The 21,690-nt window shown below is 67.8% G+C and carries 24 protein-coding genes, 3 tRNA genes and 1 pseudogene; 14 read left to right on the forward strand and 14 right to left on the reverse strand.

Translation table 11 applies throughout. The features are described 5' to 3' along the window. The first annotated feature begins 247 nt into the window (after positions 1 to 247). From A8G15_RS15360 to A8G15_RS15395, 8 genes are all read left to right on the forward strand, one after another. On the forward strand, positions 248 to 781 hold the full coding sequence (locus A8G15_RS15360; protein ID WP_068161058.1) for a DUF3558 family protein: 534 nt from the start codon (positions 248 to 250) through the stop codon (positions 779 to 781). 14 nt (positions 782 to 795) lie between these two features. After that, positions 796 to 1,167, forward strand: coding sequence for a hypothetical protein (locus tag A8G15_RS15365; protein WP_068161063.1), 372 nt, complete (start codon positions 796 to 798; stop codon positions 1,165 to 1,167). 65 nt (positions 1,168 to 1,232) lie between these two features. Continuing rightward, on the forward strand, positions 1,233 to 1,766 hold the full coding sequence (locus A8G15_RS15370) for a DUF3558 family protein (protein WP_068161065.1): 534 nt from the start codon (positions 1,233 to 1,235) through the stop codon (positions 1,764 to 1,766). An 11-nt stretch (positions 1,767 to 1,777) separates the two neighbouring features. Continuing rightward, positions 1,778 to 2,149 carry a hypothetical protein gene (locus tag A8G15_RS15375; protein WP_156665417.1) on the forward strand — a complete coding sequence of 124 codons (372 nt, stop codon included), beginning with the start codon at positions 1,778 to 1,780 and terminating at the stop codon, positions 2,147 to 2,149. Positions 2,150 to 2,152: 3 nt separating this feature from the next. Next, the gene (locus A8G15_RS31105; protein ID WP_068161071.1) at positions 2,153 to 3,619 is read left to right on the forward strand and encodes a hypothetical protein; all 1,467 of its coding nucleotides are present in this window, start codon (positions 2,153 to 2,155) and stop codon (positions 3,617 to 3,619) included. Further along, positions 3,616 to 4,374: an ESX secretion-associated protein EspG gene (locus tag A8G15_RS15385; RefSeq protein ID WP_068161074.1), complete on the forward strand. Its 759-nt coding sequence runs from the start codon at positions 3,616 to 3,618 to the stop codon at positions 4,372 to 4,374. The genes A8G15_RS31105 and A8G15_RS15385 overlap by 4 nt, the downstream gene beginning before the upstream one ends. Before the next feature lie 97 nt (positions 4,375 to 4,471). Then, positions 4,472 to 5,617, forward strand: a complete 1,146-nt coding sequence (locus A8G15_RS15390; protein ID WP_068161076.1) for a DNA cytosine methyltransferase — start codon at positions 4,472 to 4,474, stop codon at positions 5,615 to 5,617. A gap of 12 nt (positions 5,618 to 5,629) precedes the next feature. After that, complete coding sequence (locus A8G15_RS15395) at positions 5,630 to 6,052, forward strand: very short patch repair endonuclease (RefSeq protein ID WP_068161078.1); 423 nt, start codon at positions 5,630 to 5,632, stop codon at positions 6,050 to 6,052. 27 nt (positions 6,053 to 6,079) lie between these two features. Here the strand turns inward: A8G15_RS15395 and A8G15_RS15400 are convergent, their stop codons facing one another. From A8G15_RS15400 to A8G15_RS31110, 4 genes are all read right to left on the reverse strand, one after another. Then, positions 6,080 to 6,388, reverse strand: coding sequence for a DUF2510 domain-containing protein (locus tag A8G15_RS15400; RefSeq protein WP_082899928.1), 309 nt, complete (start codon positions 6,386 to 6,388; stop codon positions 6,080 to 6,082). A 57-nt stretch (positions 6,389 to 6,445) separates the two neighbouring features. After that, entirely contained in the window at positions 6,446 to 7,594 is a 1,149-nt protein-coding gene (locus tag A8G15_RS15405; protein ID WP_068161082.1) for an acyl-CoA dehydrogenase family protein, read from the reverse strand. Continuing rightward, complete coding sequence (locus tag A8G15_RS15410) at positions 7,594 to 8,826, reverse strand: acyl-CoA dehydrogenase family protein (protein WP_068161086.1); 1,233 nt, start codon at positions 8,824 to 8,826, stop codon at positions 7,594 to 7,596. The genes A8G15_RS15405 and A8G15_RS15410 overlap by 1 nt, the downstream gene beginning before the upstream one ends. Before the next feature lie 155 nt (positions 8,827 to 8,981). After that, complete coding sequence (locus A8G15_RS31110) at positions 8,982 to 9,119, reverse strand: hypothetical protein (protein WP_169833896.1); 138 nt, start codon at positions 9,117 to 9,119, stop codon at positions 8,982 to 8,984. On the opposite strand from A8G15_RS31110, the gene A8G15_RS15415 reads away from it, so the two are divergent. Next, positions 9,091 to 9,984 carry a TIGR03619 family F420-dependent LLM class oxidoreductase gene (locus A8G15_RS15415; protein WP_068161089.1) on the forward strand — a complete coding sequence of 298 codons (894 nt, stop codon included), beginning with the start codon at positions 9,091 to 9,093 and terminating at the stop codon, positions 9,982 to 9,984. The two genes, A8G15_RS31110 and A8G15_RS15415, sit on opposite strands and share 29 nt — an antisense overlap. 101 nt (positions 9,985 to 10,085) lie before the next feature. Here A8G15_RS15415 and A8G15_RS30685 read toward each other — a convergent pair whose 3' ends face one another. From A8G15_RS30685 to A8G15_RS15445, 6 genes and pseudogenes are all read right to left on the reverse strand, one after another. Continuing rightward, a complete protein-coding gene (locus A8G15_RS30685; RefSeq protein WP_156665418.1) occupies positions 10,086 to 10,289 on the reverse strand; it encodes a hypothetical protein in 204 nt (67 codons plus the stop codon). A gap of 513 nt (positions 10,290 to 10,802) precedes the next feature. Then, a complete protein-coding gene (locus tag A8G15_RS15425) occupies positions 10,803 to 11,030 on the reverse strand; it encodes a hypothetical protein (RefSeq protein ID WP_068161094.1) in 228 nt (75 codons plus the stop codon). Beyond that, a complete protein-coding gene (locus tag A8G15_RS15430) occupies positions 11,027 to 11,743 on the reverse strand; it encodes a RelA/SpoT domain-containing protein (protein WP_169833897.1) in 717 nt (238 codons plus the stop codon). The genes A8G15_RS15425 and A8G15_RS15430 overlap by 4 nt, the downstream gene beginning before the upstream one ends. A gap of 276 nt (positions 11,744 to 12,019) precedes the next feature. After that, positions 12,020 to 12,092, reverse strand: a tRNA-Arg gene (locus tag A8G15_RS15435). Positions 12,093 to 12,135: 43 nt separating this feature from the next. Further along, positions 12,136 to 12,227, reverse strand: a tRNA-Ser gene (locus tag A8G15_RS15440). A 76-nt stretch (positions 12,228 to 12,303) separates the two neighbouring features. After that, a pseudogene (locus tag A8G15_RS15445) lies at positions 12,304 to 13,066 on the reverse strand (dienelactone hydrolase family protein). A gap of 9 nt (positions 13,067 to 13,075) precedes the next feature. Here A8G15_RS15445 and hisC point away from each other — a divergent pair. Together hisC and A8G15_RS15455 are read left to right on the forward strand one after the other, a co-directional pair. Then, positions 13,076 to 14,155: a histidinol-phosphate transaminase gene (gene hisC / locus A8G15_RS15450; RefSeq protein ID WP_068161102.1), complete on the forward strand. Its 1,080-nt coding sequence runs from the start codon at positions 13,076 to 13,078 to the stop codon at positions 14,153 to 14,155. Between the two features lie 108 nt (positions 14,156 to 14,263). Next, complete coding sequence (locus A8G15_RS15455) at positions 14,264 to 15,949, forward strand: bifunctional metallophosphatase/5'-nucleotidase (RefSeq protein ID WP_068161105.1); 1,686 nt, start codon at positions 14,264 to 14,266, stop codon at positions 15,947 to 15,949. On the opposite strand, the gene A8G15_RS15460 is transcribed toward A8G15_RS15455, so the two are convergent. Continuing rightward, positions 15,936 to 16,919, reverse strand: coding sequence for an alpha/beta hydrolase (locus A8G15_RS15460; protein WP_068161107.1), 984 nt, complete (start codon positions 16,917 to 16,919; stop codon positions 15,936 to 15,938). The two genes, A8G15_RS15455 and A8G15_RS15460, sit on opposite strands and share 14 nt — an antisense overlap. A gap of 218 nt (positions 16,920 to 17,137) precedes the next feature. Here A8G15_RS15460 and A8G15_RS15465 point away from each other — a divergent pair, with 218 nt between their 5' ends. Beyond that, positions 17,138 to 17,917, forward strand: a complete 780-nt coding sequence (locus A8G15_RS15465; protein WP_068161110.1) for an enoyl-CoA hydratase/isomerase family protein — start codon at positions 17,138 to 17,140, stop codon at positions 17,915 to 17,917. Positions 17,918 to 18,001: 84 nt separating this feature from the next. Here A8G15_RS15465 and A8G15_RS15470 read toward each other — a convergent pair. Both A8G15_RS15470 and A8G15_RS15475 read right to left on the reverse strand, forming a co-directional pair. Further along, positions 18,002 to 18,086 (reverse strand) — tRNA-Ser (locus tag A8G15_RS15470). Positions 18,087 to 18,111: 25 nt separating this feature from the next. Next, positions 18,112 to 18,516, reverse strand: coding sequence for a MarR family winged helix-turn-helix transcriptional regulator (locus tag A8G15_RS15475; protein WP_082899933.1), 405 nt, complete (start codon positions 18,514 to 18,516; stop codon positions 18,112 to 18,114). Between the two features lie 238 nt (positions 18,517 to 18,754). Here A8G15_RS15475 and A8G15_RS15480 point away from each other — a divergent pair, with 238 nt between their 5' ends. Beyond that, positions 18,755 to 19,738, forward strand: a complete 984-nt coding sequence (locus tag A8G15_RS15480; RefSeq protein WP_068161116.1) for an NAD(P)H-quinone oxidoreductase — start codon at positions 18,755 to 18,757, stop codon at positions 19,736 to 19,738. 12 nt (positions 19,739 to 19,750) lie between these two features. Here the strand turns inward: A8G15_RS15480 and A8G15_RS15485 are convergent, their stop codons facing one another. Continuing rightward, positions 19,751 to 20,956: a cysteine desulfurase-like protein gene (locus A8G15_RS15485; protein ID WP_068161120.1), complete on the reverse strand. Its 1,206-nt coding sequence runs from the start codon at positions 20,954 to 20,956 to the stop codon at positions 19,751 to 19,753. A 155-nt stretch (positions 20,957 to 21,111) separates the two neighbouring features. On the opposite strand from A8G15_RS15485, the gene A8G15_RS15490 reads away from it, so the two are divergent. Further along, on the forward strand, positions 21,112 to 21,681 hold the full coding sequence (locus A8G15_RS15490; RefSeq protein ID WP_068161121.1) for a bacterial proteasome activator family protein: 570 nt from the start codon (positions 21,112 to 21,114) through the stop codon (positions 21,679 to 21,681). Positions 21,682 to 21,690 lie beyond the last annotated feature (9 nt).

Raw genomic sequence — 21,690 nt, forward strand, 5'->3', positions numbered from 1 at the left:
CGAAACCCTACCAGAAGGTTTCGAACCAGTGAAATTCGCAGGCGCCTTCGTCCAACCTCGTTGTCCCGGTCCCTCAGGTCCGGGTCGGTGTCCGTGTCGCTCTGACCTGGAATAAGTTACGCGACGCCGGCACGGAACACCAAATCGCCAGGTCAAGCGACGTTTTTCGTCGCCGGAGCGTGCGATGGAACCGGAATCGGAGTACGTGCGTCGAACCTGTTGAGGGCACTCGACAGAAGGAGCGCGGATGCGGCGGGTCTTCGCGATGGTCGCGCTGGCGACCTCGCTGCTGTCGGCCGGCTGCGCTGTCTCCAACTCGGTGACGGGAAGGGCGACGAAGGAAATACCCGCCGAACTCTTCGACCCTTGCACCCTCCCCGACGACGCGCTTCGGAAGGTGAACGTCGATCCCGCCACAGTTGAGCCCGACTTCGTGGGCGTCCACTTCACGGATTGGGAAGTGTGTAGCTGGGAAGCAGACTGGTACTACGTCACCGTCGCAGCGACAGCCGAAGTCACCGTCGAAGAATTTGGCGCACGGCCGAGAACTACCGACTTCCGTCCCGCCGAAATAGGCACACGCGACGCCTACACCTTCCGGAGCACCGCAGAAACACAGGGCGGACTCTGCGATCTCGTCTATCCGAGCTCCCAAGGCACCGTCATGTTCCGCGCCGATATCAAGGGGACGGAACTTCTGCGTGAGGAAGGACCTCCCCAAGATCCGTGTGCGGTCGTACTGCACACCGCCGCCATCCTCGATCCCTTCATCCCTTACTGATCCCAGGACTACGCATGAGCAATCCCCAGTCGCTCTTCACTCGACTCGCCCAAGAAGCCGAGAGCGGTCATCTCCTCCTCGAACCCGACGCCGCCGCAACTTGTGCGCAAGCCTGCGCAGACTTCCTGATTGTTCTCAACGAGCTCCGAGCCCGAACCAACCGTCTCGCCTGCAGGGAAGCCTTCGGGACGCTTCCCTCCGCCCAGGCCCTCGGCCAGAAGTTCGACAACAAAGCCATCGGCCCCGGCGGCTTCGCCGACGTCCTCCAGCAGCACATCGACACCGTCACCCGCATGAAGGCCCTCTTCGACGCAGCCGGCAAGGCCTACATCGAGACCGACGCAGAAACACGCGACCGCATCGCCGCAGCCCACCCCGTCGAATAGAGGGAACCGGCGACCGCTTCGCTGCGTCCAACCCGATAGGCACCACCATCGAGGGAGGACGACGGATGCGCGCAGCACTCAACGCTGTCCTGCTCGCCACCCTGGTCGTGACGGTCGCCGGATGCTCGCTCGACACCGAGATTCGAGGGCACGCAACCAAGACCGTTCCTGCCGCGCTCTTCGATCCCTGCACTCTTCCCGACGACGCTCTGCACTCCATCGGTGTCGACCCGGAAACCGAATCCCCCGATTTCATGGGAGTCCAATCCGAAGGCTGGGAAGTCTGCGGCTGGGAAGCCGACTGGTTCTACATCACCGTGTTCGTCACCGACGCCACCGTCGAAGAATTTCGTGCGCGTCCACGCACCACCGATTTCCGTTCCGTGGACCTCGGGAACCGCGAAGCGTCCACCTTTCGCAGTACAGCCGACAGTCAACGCGGTCTGTGCGATCTCGTGTACGCGAGCTCTCGCGGAACCGTCCTCATTCGCGCAGGTGCCCAAGGGACGGAACTCATGCGTGGGGACGGGATGCGCGAGGACCCGTGTGCACTCGTGCTTCGCGCCGCCACAACCCTCGACCCCTACATCCCCGAGTGACCAGGAGCGTCATGAGCCCCACACAGACATTGTTCACCGAACTGGCGAAGGAAGCAGCGGGCGGTCACCTGTTTCTGGAGCCCGACGCCGCCTCGACATGCGCCCAGGCATGCACGGACTTCCTCGAAGTACTGAACACCTTGCTTATTCAGACGGACCGGCTTTGCTGCAAGGAAGCGTTCGGGCATCTCCCCTCCGCCCGAGCCCTGGGCCAGAAGTTCGACGACAAGGCCATCGGCCCGGGTGGCTTCGCCGAGGTTCTCCAGCAGCACATCGACACGGTCACTCGTATGAAGGACCTGTTCGAGGCTGCCGGCAAGGCGTATATCGAGGCCGAGGGCGAGAACGTCCGTGCTTTCGCGACCATCACCGGCGGGAGATGACCGATGGGTTTCCCTTCGTTCACCGACATTCTGATCGGACTGTCGATGCAGGCCGTCGCTCGTGGCGCGCTGGTCATGCCGGATGTTGCTGCCACGATCGATTCGTCCACCGGTGCCACTCGTGCTGCCGTCGCGTTCCTCGATGCGGTGAACGGGACCGACATGGCCGGATGGGCGCGCGATCGTGTGGCGCTCGGCCGTGGGGAGGCCGGCCGGGCAGAACTGGAGTCGACCTACGGCACGGCTGCAACCGGCTTCACCGGTGATTTCGAGCCGCGGTCGGTGGCGGAGATGGATTTCTTCGACGGAATGTCCCACGCGGAGATCGTGGAGTTCGTCGAGGTGATGCAACCGGCGCGGATGCAGGAGAGCGTCGAAGGGTGGGGCCGCGCGCAGGTCCTTCTCGACGACAACCTCGAGGTGTTCCGTGGTGCGATCTCGGCGGTGTTCGCGGAGCACTGGACGGGAAGCACCGCGAGCGCCGCCGGCCGCGGTGTATCCGATTATTCGACGAGCCTGACCCAGCTCACGGGTGCGCTCGCGCACGTGACGAACAGCCTGGGCTACGCGAGCGTGGGCATCGAGCAGGTCAAGCAGCGGATCCCGGACCCTCCGCAGTCGACGTGGTCGGACTGGCTTCGCGGTGTCTCGATCGCCACGGCGACGCTGTCCGCCGAGAACATCGCTTCCCGTGTGAGCAGCCTCTTCCACGAGGAGGAAGAAGCGCGGGCCGCTGCCGTGCGCATCATGCAGGAGGACTACGCGCCGACGGTCACGACCGCGGATTCGAGAGTTCCGGTGCTGCCGCCCGCGTTCGACCCGACGGCCGATGGCACCGCCGGTTCGGCGGGTTATCCGGGAGCCGGCGGCGGGGCCGGTTCGTCGGGGGCCGGCCGGTGGAACAGCGGAACCGAGGATGCGGTGGCTTCCACGACGGCCTTCGGTGGCGACGATGACAGCGGTGGGGGCAGCGACCGTGGTAGCGGTGATCAGGCACCGGAGGGCCCCGGGCCACGAGAACCCGGAGCACAGGACGGATCCGGGGCGTCGGGTTCACAGTCTCGGGACGCCGGTGTTCCGGACAGCGCGCGCACCACGGCAGCATCCGCCGATCCCGGAAACGCGGTGCCCGCTTCGACAGCGGCATGGCCGGGCAGTACATCTCCCGGATCCGGCAATACCTTCGGTGGCGGTGCCGGGGCGGGATCACCGGGACCGGGGTCGCCGGGCGCGGTCCCACCCGGATTCGTTCCCGGGGCCGCAGCCTCACCGCCTTCCGCGGGTGCCGCATCCGGGACGGGTCGCGGCGGCGGCCGCATGACTCCGATGCCGATGGGCATGATGCCGCCCGGCGCCCGTTCCGGCGACGACGAGAAGCGCTCGGTCCCCGGCTACCTCGTCACCGAGGAGCACGGCAGCGAGCTGATCGGCGACATGCCCGCCACGACTCCCCCGGTGCTCGGCGCGTGAACCCGACATGGCGACTGACGCAACCCGAGTTCGCAACGATCTGGCACCTGTTCGGTCGGGACCGCCCACCGTTCCCGTTCCAGTTCCGCAGCACCGACCGCACCGTCGCCGAGGCGTCGGCGTCCAGGGCGGTCGCGGCGGCGCGGATGCGGCAGATCCTCGACGAAGACCTGTACGCGGCGTTCGCGATCCTCGCGGATCCGTCGGTCCGCGTCGAAGCCCTCGGCCTGGACCGGCCGGCCACGGCCCACGAATCCGCGGTCCGTATCCACGCGGCACTGCGCGGCGGTCGGGCCGTCGTCGTCGCCGAGAGCACCCGCCCGGACGGCTTCGTCCTCGATGTGGACCTCGTACCTGCGGGGATCGCCCCACGCCGGGTCGTGGAACTGCTGCCTGCCGCCGCGCGGGGGCAGCGGCCGGCCCTGCATCGTCCCGGTCCCGAACCGGACGCCGGCGGGGTACTGCGCGAGAGCCGGTACCGATCCGGACGTCAGGTGGTCACCGAATTCTTCGACCGGCCCCGGGACTCCACCGGAGTGATCGCGGTGACACCGGGCAGCGCGATCGACGCACGCAACGCGGTCGGTACTGAAAGTTTGGGGTGGACGGATTTCACCGGGGACGGTCGTTATCTCGTGCGTCGGGTGGATCACACGGAGGCGGTTCCCGCCGGGCCGCGCGACGTCGAACAGCAGATTCTCCGCTTGGTGGACCGTGCCGGGCGCGTCCATTCGGATCGTTCGGGGACGTTCTGACGAGCGCATCACCCGTCGACGTACGGACCACGGAAAAACTCGAGTAACGTTCTCCGTGAGCTGAGCAAGGAAGGATGCCGTGACGTCGACGGGGAACATGGTGGGGTTGTTCGCCGGGATCGGCGGACTCGAGTTGGGACTACGAGGCCACGGCTGGAGTACCGAGCTGCTCTGCGAAATCGACGCCGGCGCTCAGGCCGTGTTGCGTGCCCGGTTCGCGGAGGTGCCGCTGCATTCCGACGTCACGCGACTGCGGTCGCTGCCCCAGCGCACCGAGCTGGTCGCCGCGGGCTTCCCGTGCCAGGACCTGTCGCAGGCAGGCCGCACCGCGGGTATCACCGGCCCCCGCTCCAGCCTCGTCGACGAGGTGTTCCGGCTGGTCAAGCGCAAGAACGGGCCGCGCTGGCTGGTCATCGAAAACGTGCCGTTCATGCTGCAGCTCGCGCGGGGATCGGCGATGCGGCACATCACCGACGCGCTCGAGGATCTCGGGTACGCATGGGCGTACCGGGTCGTGGATGCGCGGGCGTTCGGGTTGCCGCAGCGTCGCCAGCGGGTCCTGATGGTCGCCTCGCGCACCGACGATCCGCGCGCGGTGCTGTTCGGCGAGGACGCCGGTGCCCCCACCGAGGGGGATCCGACGGCGTACCCGTGCGGCTTCTACTGGACCGAGGGTGTGCGCGGACTGGGCTGGGCGGTCAACGCGGTCCCGACACTCAAGGGCGGATCGACCGTCGGTATCGCCAGTCCCCCCGCGGTGCGGTTGCCGTCCGGTGAGATCGTCACCCCCGGCCTCGTCGATGCGGAACGCCTGCAGGGTTTCGATCCGGATTGGACGGCACCGGCCACCGACGCGCCGGGCGTGCGGACCGGGCATCGGTGGCGTCTGGTCGGTAACGCCGTGAGCGTACGGATGGCGTCGTGGGTGGGGCATCGTCTGGCGAATCGGATCGACTACGCCCCCGATCATCAGTCGCCGCTGCGTCCCGGCGATCCGTGGCCGAGCGCCGCGTGGGGCGCGAACCGCCGGGCGTTCCGCGTGCACGAATCGCAGTGGCCGGTGCAGGAACCGTACGAGGATCTGGGTGGATTCCTGGAGGATTCGCGGCTGCTGTCCGCACGCGCGACCGCTGGTTTCCTGCGCCGGGCACGGTCGGGCAACCTTCGTTTCGTCCCGGGTTTCCTGGACGACGTGGAGAGCCACCTCGATCGGATGGGTGGTTTTCCCGAGGCAGCGGCCTGACGGGCATCAGCGATGTCAGCCTCCGAACGTCCCGGCACCGATCCGGTGACGAGTGCCCGGATGAGCCGGCAGCGGCGGCGCGATACCGCACCCGAGGTGGCGTTGCGTCGCGAACTGCATCGTCGCGGGGCGCGGTTCTTCGTCGACCGCGCTCCCCTGCCGGGCTTGCGGCGCCGCGCGGATCTGGTGTTCCCCCGCCGTCGTGTCGCGGTGTACGTGGACGGGTGCTTCTGGCATCGCTGCCCCGTGCACGCGACCGCCCCGAAGAACAACGCCGAATGGTGGTCCGCGAAGCTCACCGGGAATGTCGCCCGTGACCGTGACACCGATGCGCGTCTCGCGGCGGCGGGCTGGACGGTCGTGCGGATCTGGGAGCACGAGGATCCGGTGCTCGCAGCCGACAGGGTGCAGAACGCACTGACGCCGCCGTCCTGAAGGACGGCGGCGTCGCGTCGACATGAATCAGTGGGGCTGCTGCATCCCGCCGCCGGTGTTGCGGTGGTGACCGGCGGGCTGGAAACGGTCGGTCCATTCGGTTCCGTCGTACCAGCGTACGAACGCCGGGTGTCCGGGGTCGCTGTACCAGCCGGCGGGGCGGGCCGGGGCCTCGGAATCCGGGGTCGCGGACGACGCCGGATCGTCGGCACGAACCGTCGACGTGGACGCCGCGGTATTCGACTTCGATCCGAAAAGGCGCGGACTCAGCAGGGCCAGGGCGGCCAGCAGACCGAGTAGCACCACAAGCGCGGCGAAAACCCACAGGAAGCTCACCCGGCCATTTTACATACAGGTTGTATGAAACCTAGTGACGCGGCCGCCGAGTGGCCCTCACTCCTTGGTCAACGCGGCGTACCGCGCACGATGCTGATCAGCGGAGCCGAACTCGTGCTCGAGCGCCGTCAACCGCTTGAAGTAGTGTCCGACCGCCAACTCCTCGGTCATCCCCATGCCACCGTGCAACTGGACCGCGCTCTGACCGATGAACCGCGCCGCGCGGCTGATGGTCACCTTCGCCGCCGACACCGCGCGGGCACGCACCGGCCGCTCCGACTCCAGGTTGAGGACGGCCAGGTAGACCGCGGAGATCGACTGTTCGAGCTCGATGTACATGTCGACCATGCGGTGCTGGAGTACCTGGAACGATCCGATGGACTGACCGAACTGCTGCCGCTGCTTCGCGTATTCCACCGTGTCGGCCAGAACCTTCCGCATGAGACCGACGGCTTCCGCACACACCGCGGCGGTCGCCTCGTCGAGGGCTCGATCGACCGACTCCCACGCACCACCTTCGGTACCGAGCAGCGCGTCGGCCGGCACCCGCAGCCCGGTGAATACCAGGTCCGCGGCGCGGCGATCGTCGATGGTCCGGTAGCTGTGGACCTCGAGACCCGCGGGCGGATTCTCGGCGTCGAAGTCCACGAGGAACAGCGAAATCCCGTCGGTGTCCCGGCGCTCTCCCGAGGTCCGGGCGGTCACGAGCAGCTTCTGCGCCCACGGGGCGCTGGTGACCACGATCTTCCCGCCGTCGAGCACCCACGAGTCGCCGTCGCGGCGGGCCGTCGTGGTCACGTCGTGCAGCACGTTCCCGGAGGTAGGTTCGGTCGCGGCGAACGCGACGACGGCCTCACCCGCGACGATGTTCTCGAGGACCGCCGCTGCGCGTGCGCCGCCGGCACGGGCGAGCAACCCGGCGCCGAGGACGACGGTGTCGACATACGGCTCGACGACGAGGGCGTAGCCGAGCTGTTCGGCGACGATCATCAACTCGACGGGACCGCCGTCGAGACCGCCGTACTCCTCCGGCACGGTGGCACCGAGGATGCCGAGTTCCTCGGCGAAGGCCCGCCAGATGTGCGGCTGGTAGCCGGCACCGACCGTCGCCGCCTTCCGGCTGTCCGCGAGGTCGTAGCGCGATGCGAGGAACTTGGCGATCGAGTCGCGCAGCAGTTCCTGTTCCTTGGTCAGACTGAAGTCCATCAGAGCCCCAATGCTGCTTTCGCCAGAATGTTTCGCTGAATTTCGTTGCTGCCTGCGTAGATCGAGCCGGCGCGGTCGTTGAAGTAACGCAGTGGCGCGACCGCCTGCCATTCCTCACCGCTGAGGTAGTCGTCGGCGGGAGGAACGAAGTCCGCGACCGGACCACCGGGCTTCGCCCGGTGCGGTTGGTAGGCGCGACCGCGTGGCCCCGCAGCCTCGAGCGTGAGCTCCGTCAGGGTCTGGCTCAGTTCGGTGGAGAGCACCTTGAGCATCGACGCGGCCGGCCCCGGGTCGCCGCCCGACGACATCGTGGACATCGTCCGGTATTCGAGGATCTCGAGGACCTCCGTGCGGATGCGCGCGTCGGCGAGTTTTGCCGCGAACGCCGGGTCGTCGAGCAGCGCGCCACCGGCCGGGCCGGGCTGCTCGGCTGCGACCGCGGCCAGCCTTTCCGCCATCACCTGCAGCGCCGGGGCCGCGGCGCCGCCGCCGCGTTCGAAGATCAGCAGGTACTTCGCGACCGTCCAGCCCTCGTCGATCTTGCCGAGGACGTTGGCCTTCGGCACCCGGACGGCGTCGAAGAAGACCTGGTTCTGGACCTCTTCACCGGAGGTCATCACGAGCGGGCGGATTTCGATGCCGGGCGAGTTCATGTCGATCAGCACGAACGTGATGCCCTGCTGCTTCCGACCGGTCCGCGATGTGCGCACCAGCGCGAACATCCAGTTCGCCTCGGTGGCGTGCGTCGTCCAGATCTTGCTGCCCGTGACGACCAGGTCGTCGCCGTCGTCGACCGCGGCCATGGACAGCGCCGCCAGGTCCGAACCCGCCTCCGGCTCGGAGTAGCCCTGGCAGAAGAAGACCTCGCCGGTGAGAATGCCGGGAAGGAAGAAGTCCTTCTGTTCCTGGGTGCCGAACGCCATGATCGCGTGCGAGACCATCCGGATCCCCATCGGCGAGAGCGAGGGCGCTCCGGCGAGGATCGACTCACGGCTGAAGATGTAGTGCTGGGTGAGCGTCCAGTCGCATCCTCCGTGCTCGACGGGCCAGGCCGGGGCCGCCCATCCCCGCTCGTGCAGGATGCGCTGCCATTCCATGCTGGCCTCGTGATCCGGGTAGACGCTCGTCGCCGACCTCCCGGCGCGACGTATTTCCGGCGTCAGCTTCTCTTCGAGAAACGCGCGTACCTCGTCCCGGAAGGCCGAATCGGCCTCTGACCACGAAAGATCCATCGATACTCCCGGTTCTGGGCGCTCGCCGTCGACGACGAGCGATGAGAATTCCCATTAACTTATCGAGCTCGGGCGGAATCTACCGAGGTTTCATACCCCACGTCAACCGATTCTTCCGATCGTCGTTCCGCTCGGGTAGCCCGAGGAAGACCGGCTCACACCTGGCCACCGAACCCGCCGAACACCCCCTGCACGACCTCGATCGGAATAACATTCTCGAAATCGGAAACCTTGATCTTCGACGACCGTTCAGAGAGGAACTGCATGAAGTTCTGGTGCGGGACCGCGTTCATGACGACATCCGAGATGCCGGCCGTGGCGCGGATGCTCGACGAGACCGGCTACCACGGAATTCTCGTCTCCGACCATCTCGTCTACCCGAAGGAGATGAAGACGCCGTACCCGGCCACGCCCGACGGCAAGCTGTTCTGGCCACCCGAAACCGAATGGCCGGACGCGTGGGTGCTCATCGGAGCAATGGCCGCCGTCACCACCGACCTGCACTTCGGCAACAACGTCTACATCGCCCCGGCGCGGCCACTGCTCGAGGTCGCCAAACAGGTTGCGACCGCCGCAGCGATCGCCGGGGGCCGGGTGTCCGTCGGACTGTCCGCGGGCTGGATGCGCGACGAGTTCGAACTGCTCGGCCAGCAGTTCGGCAACCGCGGGCGGCGACTCGACGAGATGATCGACGCCCTGCGCGCGCTGTGGCAGGGCGGATGGGTGTCGTGGCACGGCCGGTACTACGACATCCCCGAGATGACGATCGAACCGCATCCGCCCGCACCGGTGCCCGTCCTGTGCGGCGGCGAATCCGACGCCGCGCTCGAACGTGCCGCCCGGCTCTGCGACGGCTGGGTCGGTACCGCCTACACCCTCGACGAGGCCGAACACGTGATCGGGCGGCTCAACCGCTACCGGCGGGAGCACGGACGAGAGAACGAACCGTTCGACATCATCGCGACCGTGCGCGGCGAACCGAGCCCGGACCTCTACGAGCGCGCCGCGGAACTCGGCATCACCGGCGTGATGGTCTCGCCGTGGGCGAACTGGGAGCGCACCCACGCCGGGGATCACGGGCATCTGAAGCAGCCCGCCGAACGCTACCGGGAACCCATCGAGCGGTTCGCCGAGGAGATCGTGGCGAAGCTGCGGTAGAGGCGCTGTCACGCTCAGGTGCCCAGCAACAGAAAACCTCAGCTTCCTGGCCTGATCCGCAGCTTTACGCCCTGAGCCGTCCCGATTCATTCCATCTCATATCAAGCAATTCGTGTCGTAAACGAGCCCTCACGCTCGACGAGCTTGAGGTGCTCCGCCGGCACGTGAGGTTGTGGGGGTCCGGAGCACCGATCGGGGACGACGGCGCGCAGCACACCGGACGGCCACGCGCCCGTGGACTGCTGGACCTCGTCGACGTCCTGCTCGCCACCGGTGCCCGCATCGGCGAGGTTCTGACGCTGCACTGGCCGAACGTCGACCTCGCCACGGAACCGGCCACGTTGACGATCTCGGGGACCGTGGTGCGGTTGCCGGGGCGCATGGCCGACGGTGGCGGCCTGGTTCGTCAGGGACGAACGAAGACGGACGCGGGGTATCGGGTGGGTGTAGCTCCCCCGGTTCGCTCGGGACACGCTGCTGCGGCTGTCAGTGGACGCCAAGCCCAAGGCGAACGATCTGGTCTCTCCGTCGTCGTCCGATACGTTGCGGGAACCGCACAATGTCCGGCGGCAGTGGCGGGGCGCTCGGAGTGAGCGGTTCCGTGGGTCACCCCGCACCGCGTCCGGCGGACGGTGGCGACGCTGATCGATCGGGAATCGTCGACCGAGGATGCCGCAAACCAGCTCGGGCACAGCGGCACCGCGGTGACCCGGAAGCATTACATCGAGAAAGCCGCGGCCGCCCCGAATCTGACCGGCGTGCTCGACCAGCTGGGCACGTCATGGAACGACCCCCGCTCTGGACGGGGGTCGTCTGCATCAGGCGTTTGCGGCCAGTTCCCGGCCCTGAAAGTACCTGGAGTGCGTGCGGCGAAGCGTCTCGATGGAGTCGCTGACCAGCGAGACAATCTCCACATCTGTGTCTGTTCGAGTCTTCTCGAGCTCCAACCGCCGACGCATAGCAGCACGTCGTCCCTCGACGCCGGGGAACGACGTAACCGTCCGGTCGGCAGTCTTCCGGTTGTACTCAATCACAAAAGCTGTCACTGTCTCGTCCCCTTCCGCAATGCGTCTCGAAACAGCACCTCTACATCATCGAGCATAGTAGAGAGCTCAGCCTCGTCTTCCAGTACCTTGTACCCGATCTCACGAAGCTCATCGGGAAGCTCTTCCAGACTCTGCCAGACATAGCCAGAATTCGGGCGTATCTCGGCGATCGCGTCCTTAGCCTCCTCGATCGGGCGGATCCGTGTCACCGAGATTTCCTGGAGTCGCGACGCGATCGCACTCCAACTGTCAGATTCCGTCACGTTGTCATACCTGATCCCTCGACCAGCCAAGTCGCCCAACCGTTCGTATGTGTTTGCCCATTTGCTCTGCAACTGCGTACGAACCTGAACTTCCGCCATCGCGCGCCGAAGCTTCAGATGGACGTGGACGGCGCGGTAGCCGTTGTGATGCTCAACCCGTAGATCTTTTACTGCTTTCGCGGGGTCCATCCCGAAGGCCCGAGCAATGGCGGCAGCAACTGCGTCTTGCTCACGCAACGTCATCTCTGCATCAACCCGAACACCGGCGATATCGACGATGTTGTTCAGAGGCCCCGAGGAGAGGCGGTTGAGTTTGTCGCGGAGCGTGTCGATCGTCTTCGCTCGGTACGTTATGTCCACTTCGGAATGGGAATAAGGCAGGATCGTCTTCCACGGCATGGCCTGGACGATGCCGTGAACCTCAGCCGCCAGCTCGTCGTACCAGATCATGACATCGTCGTAGGCGGGGGTTCCCTCCGGCGACGCGACATCGTCACGGAGGCACTGAGCCAACATCTCCATCTGCTTGTTGGACCATGGCCGGTCTTGCAAGATTCGTCCTGCCTTCGTGGAGTCGCGTAGACCGCCTCTCGCGGAGTGAAGATACCCACAAGATGCCGCTGCATCCCGCCAAGCAATCGTGTCGATTCCGTGTCGTCGCGACCCGGCAACGGTTGACGAGAAAGCCTCTCACCTGCATTACTGCTGGTGAGAGGCTTTCTGCTGTGCGCCCGAAGGGATTCGAACCCCTAACCTTCTGATCCGTAGTCAGATGCTCTATCCGTTGAGCTACGGGCGCATAACTGTATTCATTTGTTCCGCCGGTGAACCATACACCAACGTGGCGGAGGCGAGAGGATTTGAACCTCCGGTCCCCTGTAAGGGGGACAACTCATTAGCAGTGAGTCCCATTCGGCCGCTCTGGCACGCCTCCTCGGGGGGTTTCGATTCTCTCGAACCGCCGGACCGAAACATTACACATGCTTCGTCGGTAAATGCAAAACAGCTGGTCAGCGCATGTGTGCGTCGAACCAGTCGAAGATTCTGCGCCGCGCATCGACGATCGCGGCCTCGCTCGGATCCGATTCCGGATCGGCCGTCGCGTGCTCGACCGGAGGTTCGTCCGGACGGTGCGCGAGTCCCGGATAACCGACCACGAGTGTCGGCGCGTCCGCCCCGGCGGCGACCTCCGCAGGCGCTCGACATCGGCGGGCGGTGTGCCCGGGTCATCTTCCCCGAACAGACCCAGCCACGGCGCCTGCAGGGAACCGACGATCGACACCAGCGCCGGCGCGTCCGGATGCACCGGCGTCGCGATTCCACGGGCGGCGACGCTCACCACCGCACCGACCCGCCGCTGTGTGGCAACGACGAGCGCGGCGACACCGGCATCGTCGAACCCCACGACCCCGATCGTGTCGGCGGGCACTCCGCCACCGGCGATCCACTCGAATGCGGCGTCGGCGTCGGCGAACAGATCGTCGCCGAACACCTCGACGTCGGAATGCGCCGGCTCGCGATGGAACAGATGCGGTGCGACGACGAGCCAGCGTTCCCCGGCCAGCGCGTCCATGAACTGCAGCAGCGCCGGCGTGAACACCCGTGACTCGTGGAGGAGCACGATTGCGCCGCGCACCGCTCGATCCGGACGGACGACCGTCAGCGGAACCTGCCCCGCGCCCCCGGGCAAGGGAGCCGAAACGGTGCTGATCACCTGCATGCTGTCCACGATCGCACGACCACCGCGTATGCGCACGGCATCACCGGGCGCATAATCGCCTGGTGACTCCACGCACTCGTCCCGACCTCGCCTCGATTCCCGCCTACGTTCCCGGACGGAGCTTTCCGGGGGCGGTCAAGCTGGCCAGCAACGAGACGACCCTCGGTCCGCTGCCGAGCGTGCGGGAGGCCATCGCCGAGGCGACGACGACTCTCAACCGGTACCCGGACAACTCCGCGGCGGCGCTGATCGGCGCCCTGTCCGGGAGGCTCGGTGTCGGGTCCGAGCGCATCGCCGTCGGATGCGGCTCGGTGAGCCTGTGCCAGGAACTCGTTCAGATCACGTGCAACGCCGGCGACGAGGTCGTCTACTCGTGGCGGTCGTTCGAGGCGTACCCGGTGGTCGCCGCAGTGGCGGGCGCGTCGGCGGTGCCGGTGCCGAACACCGCCGAGCACGGGCACGACCTCCCCGCGATGCTGGCCGCGATCACCGACCGCACCCGCCTGATCTTCGTCTGCAATCCGAACAATCCCACCGGATCGCTGCTGAGCCGCGACGAACTCGAGAAGTTCCTCGACGCGGTGCCGTCGCACGTCGTGGTGGCGCTGGACGAGGCGTACTTCGAATACGTGCGGCCCGCGCCCGGCGAGGACCTGCCCGACGGGCTCGCCCTCGCGGAGGGCCGGCGCAACGTCGTCGTCCTGCGGACGTTCTCGAAGGCGTACGGTCTCGCCGGTCTGCGCGTCGGGTACGCCGTCGCCGATCCCGAGATCATCACCGCGCTGGGGAAGGTCCACACGCCGTTCGCGGTGAATTCGCTCGCCCAGAGCGCGGCGATCGCGTCGCTGGCGGCGGCCGGGGAACTCCTCGACCGCACCGAGCAGGTCGTCGCCGAACGCATCCGGGTGTTCGACGCGCTGACCGCCGCCGGATACCCGGTGCCGGCCAGCGCCGCGAACTTCCTGTGGCTGCCCCTCGGCGACCGGTCGGCCGCGTTCTCCGAGGCCAGCGCGGAGGCCGGGGTCGTGATCCGGCACTACGGCACCGACGGGACCCGGGTGACGATCGGTGATCCGCACGAGAACGACGCGTTCCTCGCGTTCGCCACCGGACCGGGCCGCGCCCTGGCGGGTCTCGAATAGATCTACCTCCACGCGAACGAGACGTAACCGTTACCTGCGGGTGGCGGAGGCGTGATCCGCCGTTGGCACACTCACAGGGCACGACGGCGGGAGCGCGGAGGACGTTGGATGGGTGGTCGCGTATCGCGTCGACGCGCGCTGTCCCTGGCCTGCGCGACCGCGGTGTTGTGGGCCGCGACCGGCGCCGGATCGGCGGCTGCCCGGCCCCCCGAGATCGTGCCGCTGCGACTGATCGCCTTCGGTGACCTCCACGGCAGTCTGTTGCCCCCGCACGGTGCCCGCAGCGAGGTCGTCCGGTCCGACGGCGAGTCCGTTCCCGCAGGTGGCGCTGCCTATCTCGCCGCGTATGTCCGGCAGTTGCGGGGGCAGGCCGAGAATTCGGTGCTGTACTCGGTGGGCGACGCATGGGGTTCGTCGCCGCTCGAATCGGCGATGTTCCACGACGAACCGACCGTCGAACTGCTCAACGCTCTGGACCTGAACGCCCTGGCCCTGGGCAACCACGAATTCGATCACGGCGTCGCCGAATTGCGCCGTCTGCGCGACGGCGGCTGCCACGCCGAGGGCTGCCGGTACGCGGACCCCTTCGAGGGTGCGAAGTTCCCGGTGGTCGGCGCGAATCTGTCCACGACCGAGGGCTCGCCCGCCGCCCTCCCGTTCAGCGTCGACTACATCGACGGGGTGCCCGTCGGCGTGGTCGGCGTGCTCCCCCGCAACACCCCGGACGTGATCCGGGCCGAAGCCGTCGAGGGACTGCGGTTCGGCGACGAGATCGAAGCCGCCGACCGCACCGCCGACATCCTCGATTCGCTGGGTGTGCGGTCGATCGTCCTGCTCTACAAGGGGGATCTGCCGGTACCGACCGGCCACGACGTGTGCGATCCGGAATCGGGTCCCGCCGCGGCCGTCGCCACGCGGGTGTCACCGAAGTTCGACGTCATCGTCACCTCCGACGGCGACGCCCCGTTCAACTGCAGCTTCACCGACCCGCTCGGCAGGCCGCGCACCGTCGTCCAGGGCGCCTCCCACGGGCGCATCATCTCGGTCACCGACCTCGTCATCGACCGCGAGAGTCGCGACGTGATCCGCGACCGCACCGCCTCGTTCAACCAGATCGTCACGCACGACATCGCACCGGATCCGAGGACGAAGGACTTCGTGGACAGGGCCGTGGACGAGTCCGCCGCGGTCGCCGGGCAGCCCGTCGGGACCATCACCGCCGATCTCACGCGCGAGAAGTCGGCGGGGGGCGAGTCCAGCCTCGGCGACGTCATCGCGGACGCGCAGCTAGCCGTGGCCGAACCGCTCGGTGCGCAGATCGCCCTGACCAACCCGGACGGCATCCGCGCGGATCTGGCCCACGCCGACGACGGTGTCGTCACCTTCGGGGAGAGCTACGCCGTGCAGCCGTTCGGGAATCGCCTGCAGCGCCTCGAACTCAGCGGCGCGCAGCTCGTCGCGATCCTCGAGCAACAGTTCCAGACGGACGTGTTCGGGGGATCGTTCGAACGGATTCTCGCGCCGTCGCACACGCTGCACTACGCCATCGACCGGGCGGCACCGCCGGGCCGACGAATCCAGGACGTGACGGTCGCGGGACAGCCGCTGGATCCGGCCGCGATGTACGTCGTGATCGCCAACGACTTCCTCGCCGACGGCGGCGACGGCTTCACCGCGTTCACCGAGGCGCGGCGAACAGCCGGCGCCGGTGCGGACCTCGAGGCACTGAACCACTACCTGTCGACACGAGGGCCGGTCTCACCGCCCCCGGCCGATCGCATCAGCGTGCGCTGAGTCCCAGCGCGCGGGCCAGCGTGGGCCACGCCGACCGCAGATCGTCCTGCCAGTACCGCCACGAGTGGGTGCCCCACGGCCGGTATTCGACCGTCGCGGGAATGCGCAGCTCGCGCAGCCGGCGGTCGAAGGTGATCGTGCAGGCGAACGCTCCGGCCTCGAGCGGGGCACCGACCGTCAGCACGTCGCTGGTCGCGCCCAGGTCGTACGGTCCGGGCAGGCCGTTGCCGGTGCTGATGAAGATGTCCTTGCCGCGCAGGGCCTCCGCGTTCACGTACGGGTCGTGTTCCTTCCACGCCGGGTCGCCGGGGGCGCCCCACATGTTGTCGGGGTTGCCGCCCTTGTACGCCACGGTGCCGCGCACCGAGTCCCGCGTCGAATCGCGCGAGGTGTCCAGGCAGCCGCTGAGCGCCGCCACCCCTTCATACAGGTCCGGATGCCGGGTGATCAGGGACATCGCACCCGTCGCGCCCATCGACAACCCGCCGATCGCGTCGGTCCCGTTGCCGGAGAACTCGGCGTCGACGATCGGCGGCAGCTCCCGCGTCAGAAACGTCTCCCACCGGTTCGTGCCGAGCACCGGGTCCGGATTGCGCCAGTCCGTGTAGTAGCTGGCGGTGCCGCCGACGGGAAGCACGACATTGACGTTCTTGTCCGCGAAGAAGTCGACGATGTCGGTCTTCTGCGTCCACGTGCTCTCGCGGTAGTCCGATTCGGCTCCCGCGCTGACACCGTCGAGCAGGTACAGCGTCGGCCGCGGCCCCTGCCATGAGGGGTGCAGCACCTGAACCTGCACGACCCGGTTCATCGACGGGGAGTACACGAACAGTGCGGTCCGGCGATCGGTGATGTGCTCGGTGTGGTCGAGCCGGGCGACGGCCGGCGCCGGCGGATCGGCGTGCGCCGCCGTCACACCGAGCAACGGCAACAGCACGGTCACGACGAATACGGCGATCGTTCTTCTGGGCATCGAGCTCCCTGGTCCCCCGACGGCGGTCTCGAGTCCCGACCACCCTTCCCCGCGCCGGGGTCCCGGGTCAAGCCGACCCGCCTGTGACACCAACCCTGCGCGGACGGCGTGGTGAGGAATCCGATGTCGGCCCTGCAAACGCAATCGGTGTGATAAGCAACCCCGAACTCGGCCGGATATATCGTTCTCATTTCACGAGAATTGGCTATGCTGCGGGGATGGGAGACGACCTTGGAGCCGGTGGCCTGCGCTTCGAACGCGAGGGCCCGATCGGCTGGTGCATCATCGATCGGCCGGCAGCGCGCAACGCATTCACCCCGGCGATGTATTACGGGCTCAAACGAGCGGTTCGGCTCGTCAACTCCGACCCGGACCTGGCCGCGCTGATCATCACGGGCGTCGACGACGTCTTCGCACCCGGCGGCGACCTCGGCGGACGCGCCGAACCCGGCGACAACCTGCCGGACGGGATCGGGCACGACATCCTGCCGTTCCTGACGATCCGCGACAGCCGCGCACCGGTGATCGCCGCGGTCAACGGCATCTGCCAGGCAGGCGGACTGCTCGTCGCGATGATGTCGGACATCGCCGTCGCGAGCGACCGCGCGACCTTCCGCGTGCCCGAGCTCCTCCGCGGCATCCCCGACGCGACCTTCGCCGCCGCCCTGCCCGCGCACGTCGGGGTGGCGGTCGCGCGCGACCTGATGCTCTCGGCGCGACGGTTCGACGCCGCCGAAGCCCAGCGCCTGGGTGTCATCTCGCGAGTGGTGCCGCACGAGGAACTGAGGGAAGCCGCGCTCACGGCGGCCCGGGAGGTCCTGCAGACGCCCCCCGTCGCTCGGGCGCAGGTCAAGCGGATGCTCAACGAGCGCTACGGGCTCTTCGACTACGAGACGATGCTCGGCGCACTCGAAACCTCCCCCGAACCGCGGGAAGGGATGCGCGCCTTCATGGAGAAGCGCAATCCGAGCTGGATTCCGGACAACCTGCCGGGCTGACGAGCCGCCCGTTTCCGGGACGACCTCCGCCCGCGGCGGGCGAGAAGAAACCCCTCACCTGCGAACAGGTGAGGGGTTTCTCGGCGGAAGCGGAGGGATTTGAACCCCCGTTGGTGTTACCCAAGCTCGCTTTCAAGGCGAGTGCATTCGGCCGCTCTGCCACGCTTCCGTCGCAAATCCTAACCATAGGGCGATCATCTGTCGCCGACGGCTGCCTCGACCTTCGTGAAGATCTGTGCGAGCGCCTTGATCTGGGACTTGCTGAGCAGGTCGATCAGATTGCGCCGGACGCTGGCGACGTGGGTGGGTGCGGCCTCGGCGTGGCGCCGGCGTCCCTCGTCGGTGAGGATGGCCAGCACCCCGCGACCGTCCTCGACGCACGCGCTGCGCGAGACCATGTCCTGGTCCTCCATGCGACGGATCTGGTGGGTGAGACGGCTGCGGGACGAGAGCACGCCGTCGGCGAGGTCGCTCATGCGCAACCGGCCTTCCGGGGACTCCGACAACAGCACCAGGATGCGGTACTCGGCGAGGGTGAGCCCGTGCGCATCCTGCAGGTCACGGTTGAGAACGTCCATGAGCCGATGGTTGCCGTCCATGTAGGTTCGCCAGGCGTGCTGCTCGTCGGCGGTCAACCATTTCGGCTCGTCGTGTTCGGCGCTCACGCGGGAATTGTAGTCAGGATTGACCGTTTCGTGACCGGCCGGTCGGTTTCATTCCCCGAAACGGCGCCGATCGGCGGCAACACCTCCCCCGACGCGTCCTGTCGCCCGGGACACACACGCGCGAATCCACATGTCCGGCGGATGTGAACGGCGACACGATAGTTTCGAACACATGCACGCAATCGTTGTCACCGAACCCGGCGGACCCGACGTCCTGCGATGGGCCGAGCAACCCGACCCGGTCGCCGGCCCCGGAGAAGTCCTCATCGACGTCGCCGCGACCGCCGTCAACCGTGCCGACCTGCTGCAGCGGCGCGGCCTGTACCCGCCGCCGCGCGGGGCCAGCAACATCCTCGGCCTCGAATGCTCCGGCGTGATCGCCGAACTCGGCGAGGGCGTCACAGGCTGGAACATCGGCGACCGCGTGTGCGCGCTGCTGGCCGGCGGCGGCTACGCCGAACAGGTGGCGGTGCCCGCGTCGCAGCTCCTTCCCGTGCCCGAGGGAATGGATGTCGCGGTCGCGGCGTCGCTGCCCGAGGTCGCCTGCACGGTGTGGTCGAACGTGGTCATGGCCGCCGGACTCGAACGAGGCGACGCGTTCCTCGTGCACGGCGGTGGCGGCGGCATCGGCACCCACGCCATCCAGGTCGCAAAGGCCCTCGGCGCGAAGGTCGCGACCACTGCGTCGGCGGGCAAACTCGATCGCTGCCGCGAACTGGGCGCCGACCTGGCGATCGACTACCGCAGCCAGGACTTCGTGGAGGAGGTGCGCGCGGCGTTCGGTGGCGCCGACGTCGTCCTCGACAACATGGGTGCGAAGTACCTGCCCCGCAACATCGACGTGCTGGCGCCCGACGGACGGCTCGTCGTGATCGGCATGCAGGGCGGATCGAAGGGCGAACTGAACCTCGGTCAGCTCCTGGCCAAGCGCGGGCACGTCCTGGCGACCGGTCTGCGGGGCCGGCCCGATTCGGGACGTTCCGGAAAAGCCGAGATCGTCTCCTCGGTCCGCGAGAACCTGTGGCCGCTGATCGAGGAGGGCAAGGTGCATGCCGTCGTGCACGCGGAGCTGCCGATCACCGAGGCCGGCGCGGCACACGACATGCTCGACGCGTCCGACACGGTCGGCAAGGTGGTGCTGACGATCAACCGGTGATGCGGTCCGGTCTCACTCCGTCATCGCGCGCAGCTCGCGAACGAGCTGGTCGATCTCGTATCGCGTGGTGTACGGAGCGAGACCGATGCTCACGGCACCACCCTCCTCGCCGACCCCCAGCGAATCGAGCAGTCGGCTGGATCCGCGGCCGGTGGTGACGGTCGCGATGCGGCGGTCCGCGAGGTGCGCGGCGACCTTCTCCGCGGGCAGGCCGGGAACCGTGAAGCTCAGCGTCGGGACGCGGCTCTCGGCGCGGCCGATCACCATGACACCGGGCAGGTTGTCGAGCTGGCGGGTGAGCCGGTCGAACAACCGGTCCTGATAGTCCTGCATCGAACTGATCGACGTGACGAGCCGCTCGCGGCGAGTGCCGGTCGCTTCGTCGTCGAGCGATGCCAGGAAGTCGATGGAGGTGACGAGCCCGGCGAGCAGCGCGTACTGGTGACCGCCGACCTCGAGCCGTTCCGGGCCGCGCGCGTTCGGGTCGAGGGACATCGACGGGATGCGGTCGAGCTGCGCGGGGTCGCGGAAGACCAGCGCGCCGACCTGCGGTCCGCCCCACGCGGAGGCGTTGACGGTGAGGATGTCGGCACTGAGATCGTCCAGGTCGATGTGCGCGTACGGGGCGGCGCCGGCGGCGTCGACGACCATCAGGCCACCGACCTCGTGCACGCGGTCGGCGACGACCCGCACGTCCGGGGCCGATCCGACGACCGACGACGCGGCGGTCAGCGCGACCAGCCGGGTCGTCGACGTGATGAGTTCCTCGAACTGCCAGCTCGGCAGATCACAGGATTCGATGTCGACCTCGGCCCAGCGGACCTGCGCGCCGTAACGACTGGCGACGCGCAGCCAGGGCGCGATGTTCGCCTCGTCGTCCAGCCGCGACAGCACCATCCCTGTGCCCAGGCCGAGCCGGGAGCTCAGCGCCTCGGCCAGCCACCCCAGGAGCACCGACCGGTCGGAACCGAGAACCACCCCGGCGGGTTCGCCCCCCACGAGATCGGCGATCGCCTCCCGCGCCGACTGGAGCATCGCTGCGCTGCGGCGAGCGGACATGTGCCTACCCGACGAGGACGCGGTGGAATTCCGGAACGCCGTCGACACCGTGCGGGAGACCGCATCGGGAATCTGCATGCCGGCCTGCGGATCGAAATGGGTCCACCCGTCGCCGAGCGAGGGAATCAACCCCCGGATCCGGGCAACGTCGTAAGCCATGCGTGACACTCTAAATCCCGCTGTCAATGACGTGGTGCCCGCTCCCCGAACGAGCGCGACGAGGAGAACGGTACGGCCGTCCCCGAACAGCGGACATTCCACACCCGATCCGGGGTGGCGCGGCACCGTTCGCGCGGACGAGACAAGATGGATGTATGACGCACCCGGAGAACGAGCCCGTCCTCGTGATCGGTCCCGACGGTCGGCCGGTCGCGGTCCCCCGGCCCGGCACGAACGGCGACACGGCCGCGAAGGCCGAGGAAAGCGACGGCGAGTCCCTCGCCGACATGGTCGAACAGCCTGCGAAGGTCATGCGGATCGGCACGATGATCAAGCAGCTGCTCGAGGAGGTGCGGGCAGCTCCGCTCGACGACGCGAGCCGCACCCGGCTGAAGGAGATCCACCGGTCGTCGATCCAGGAGCTCGAGCAGGGCCTGGCCCCCGAGCTCCGGGAAGAACTCGAACGCCTCGCGCTGCCCTTCGGGGAGGACGCGGTGCCGTCGGACGCGGAGCTGCGCATCGCGCAGGCCCAGCTCGTCGGCTGGCTCGAAGGACTGTTCCACGGAATCCAGACCGCGCTGTTCGCGCAACAGATGGCGGCCCGGGCGCAGCTCGAGCAGATGCGTCAGGGCGCATTGCCGCCCGGCCTGGGCGGGCAGTTGCACAATCCCGACGACCACCAGTCGCACAATCCCGGCGCACCGGGCACCGGGCAGTACCTGTAGTCACTCTTG

Origin of the sequence: Rhodococcus phenolicus (assembly GCF_001646785.1) — a bacterium.
GTDB lineage: Bacteria > Actinomycetota > Actinomycetes > Mycobacteriales > Mycobacteriaceae > Rhodococcus > Rhodococcus phenolicus.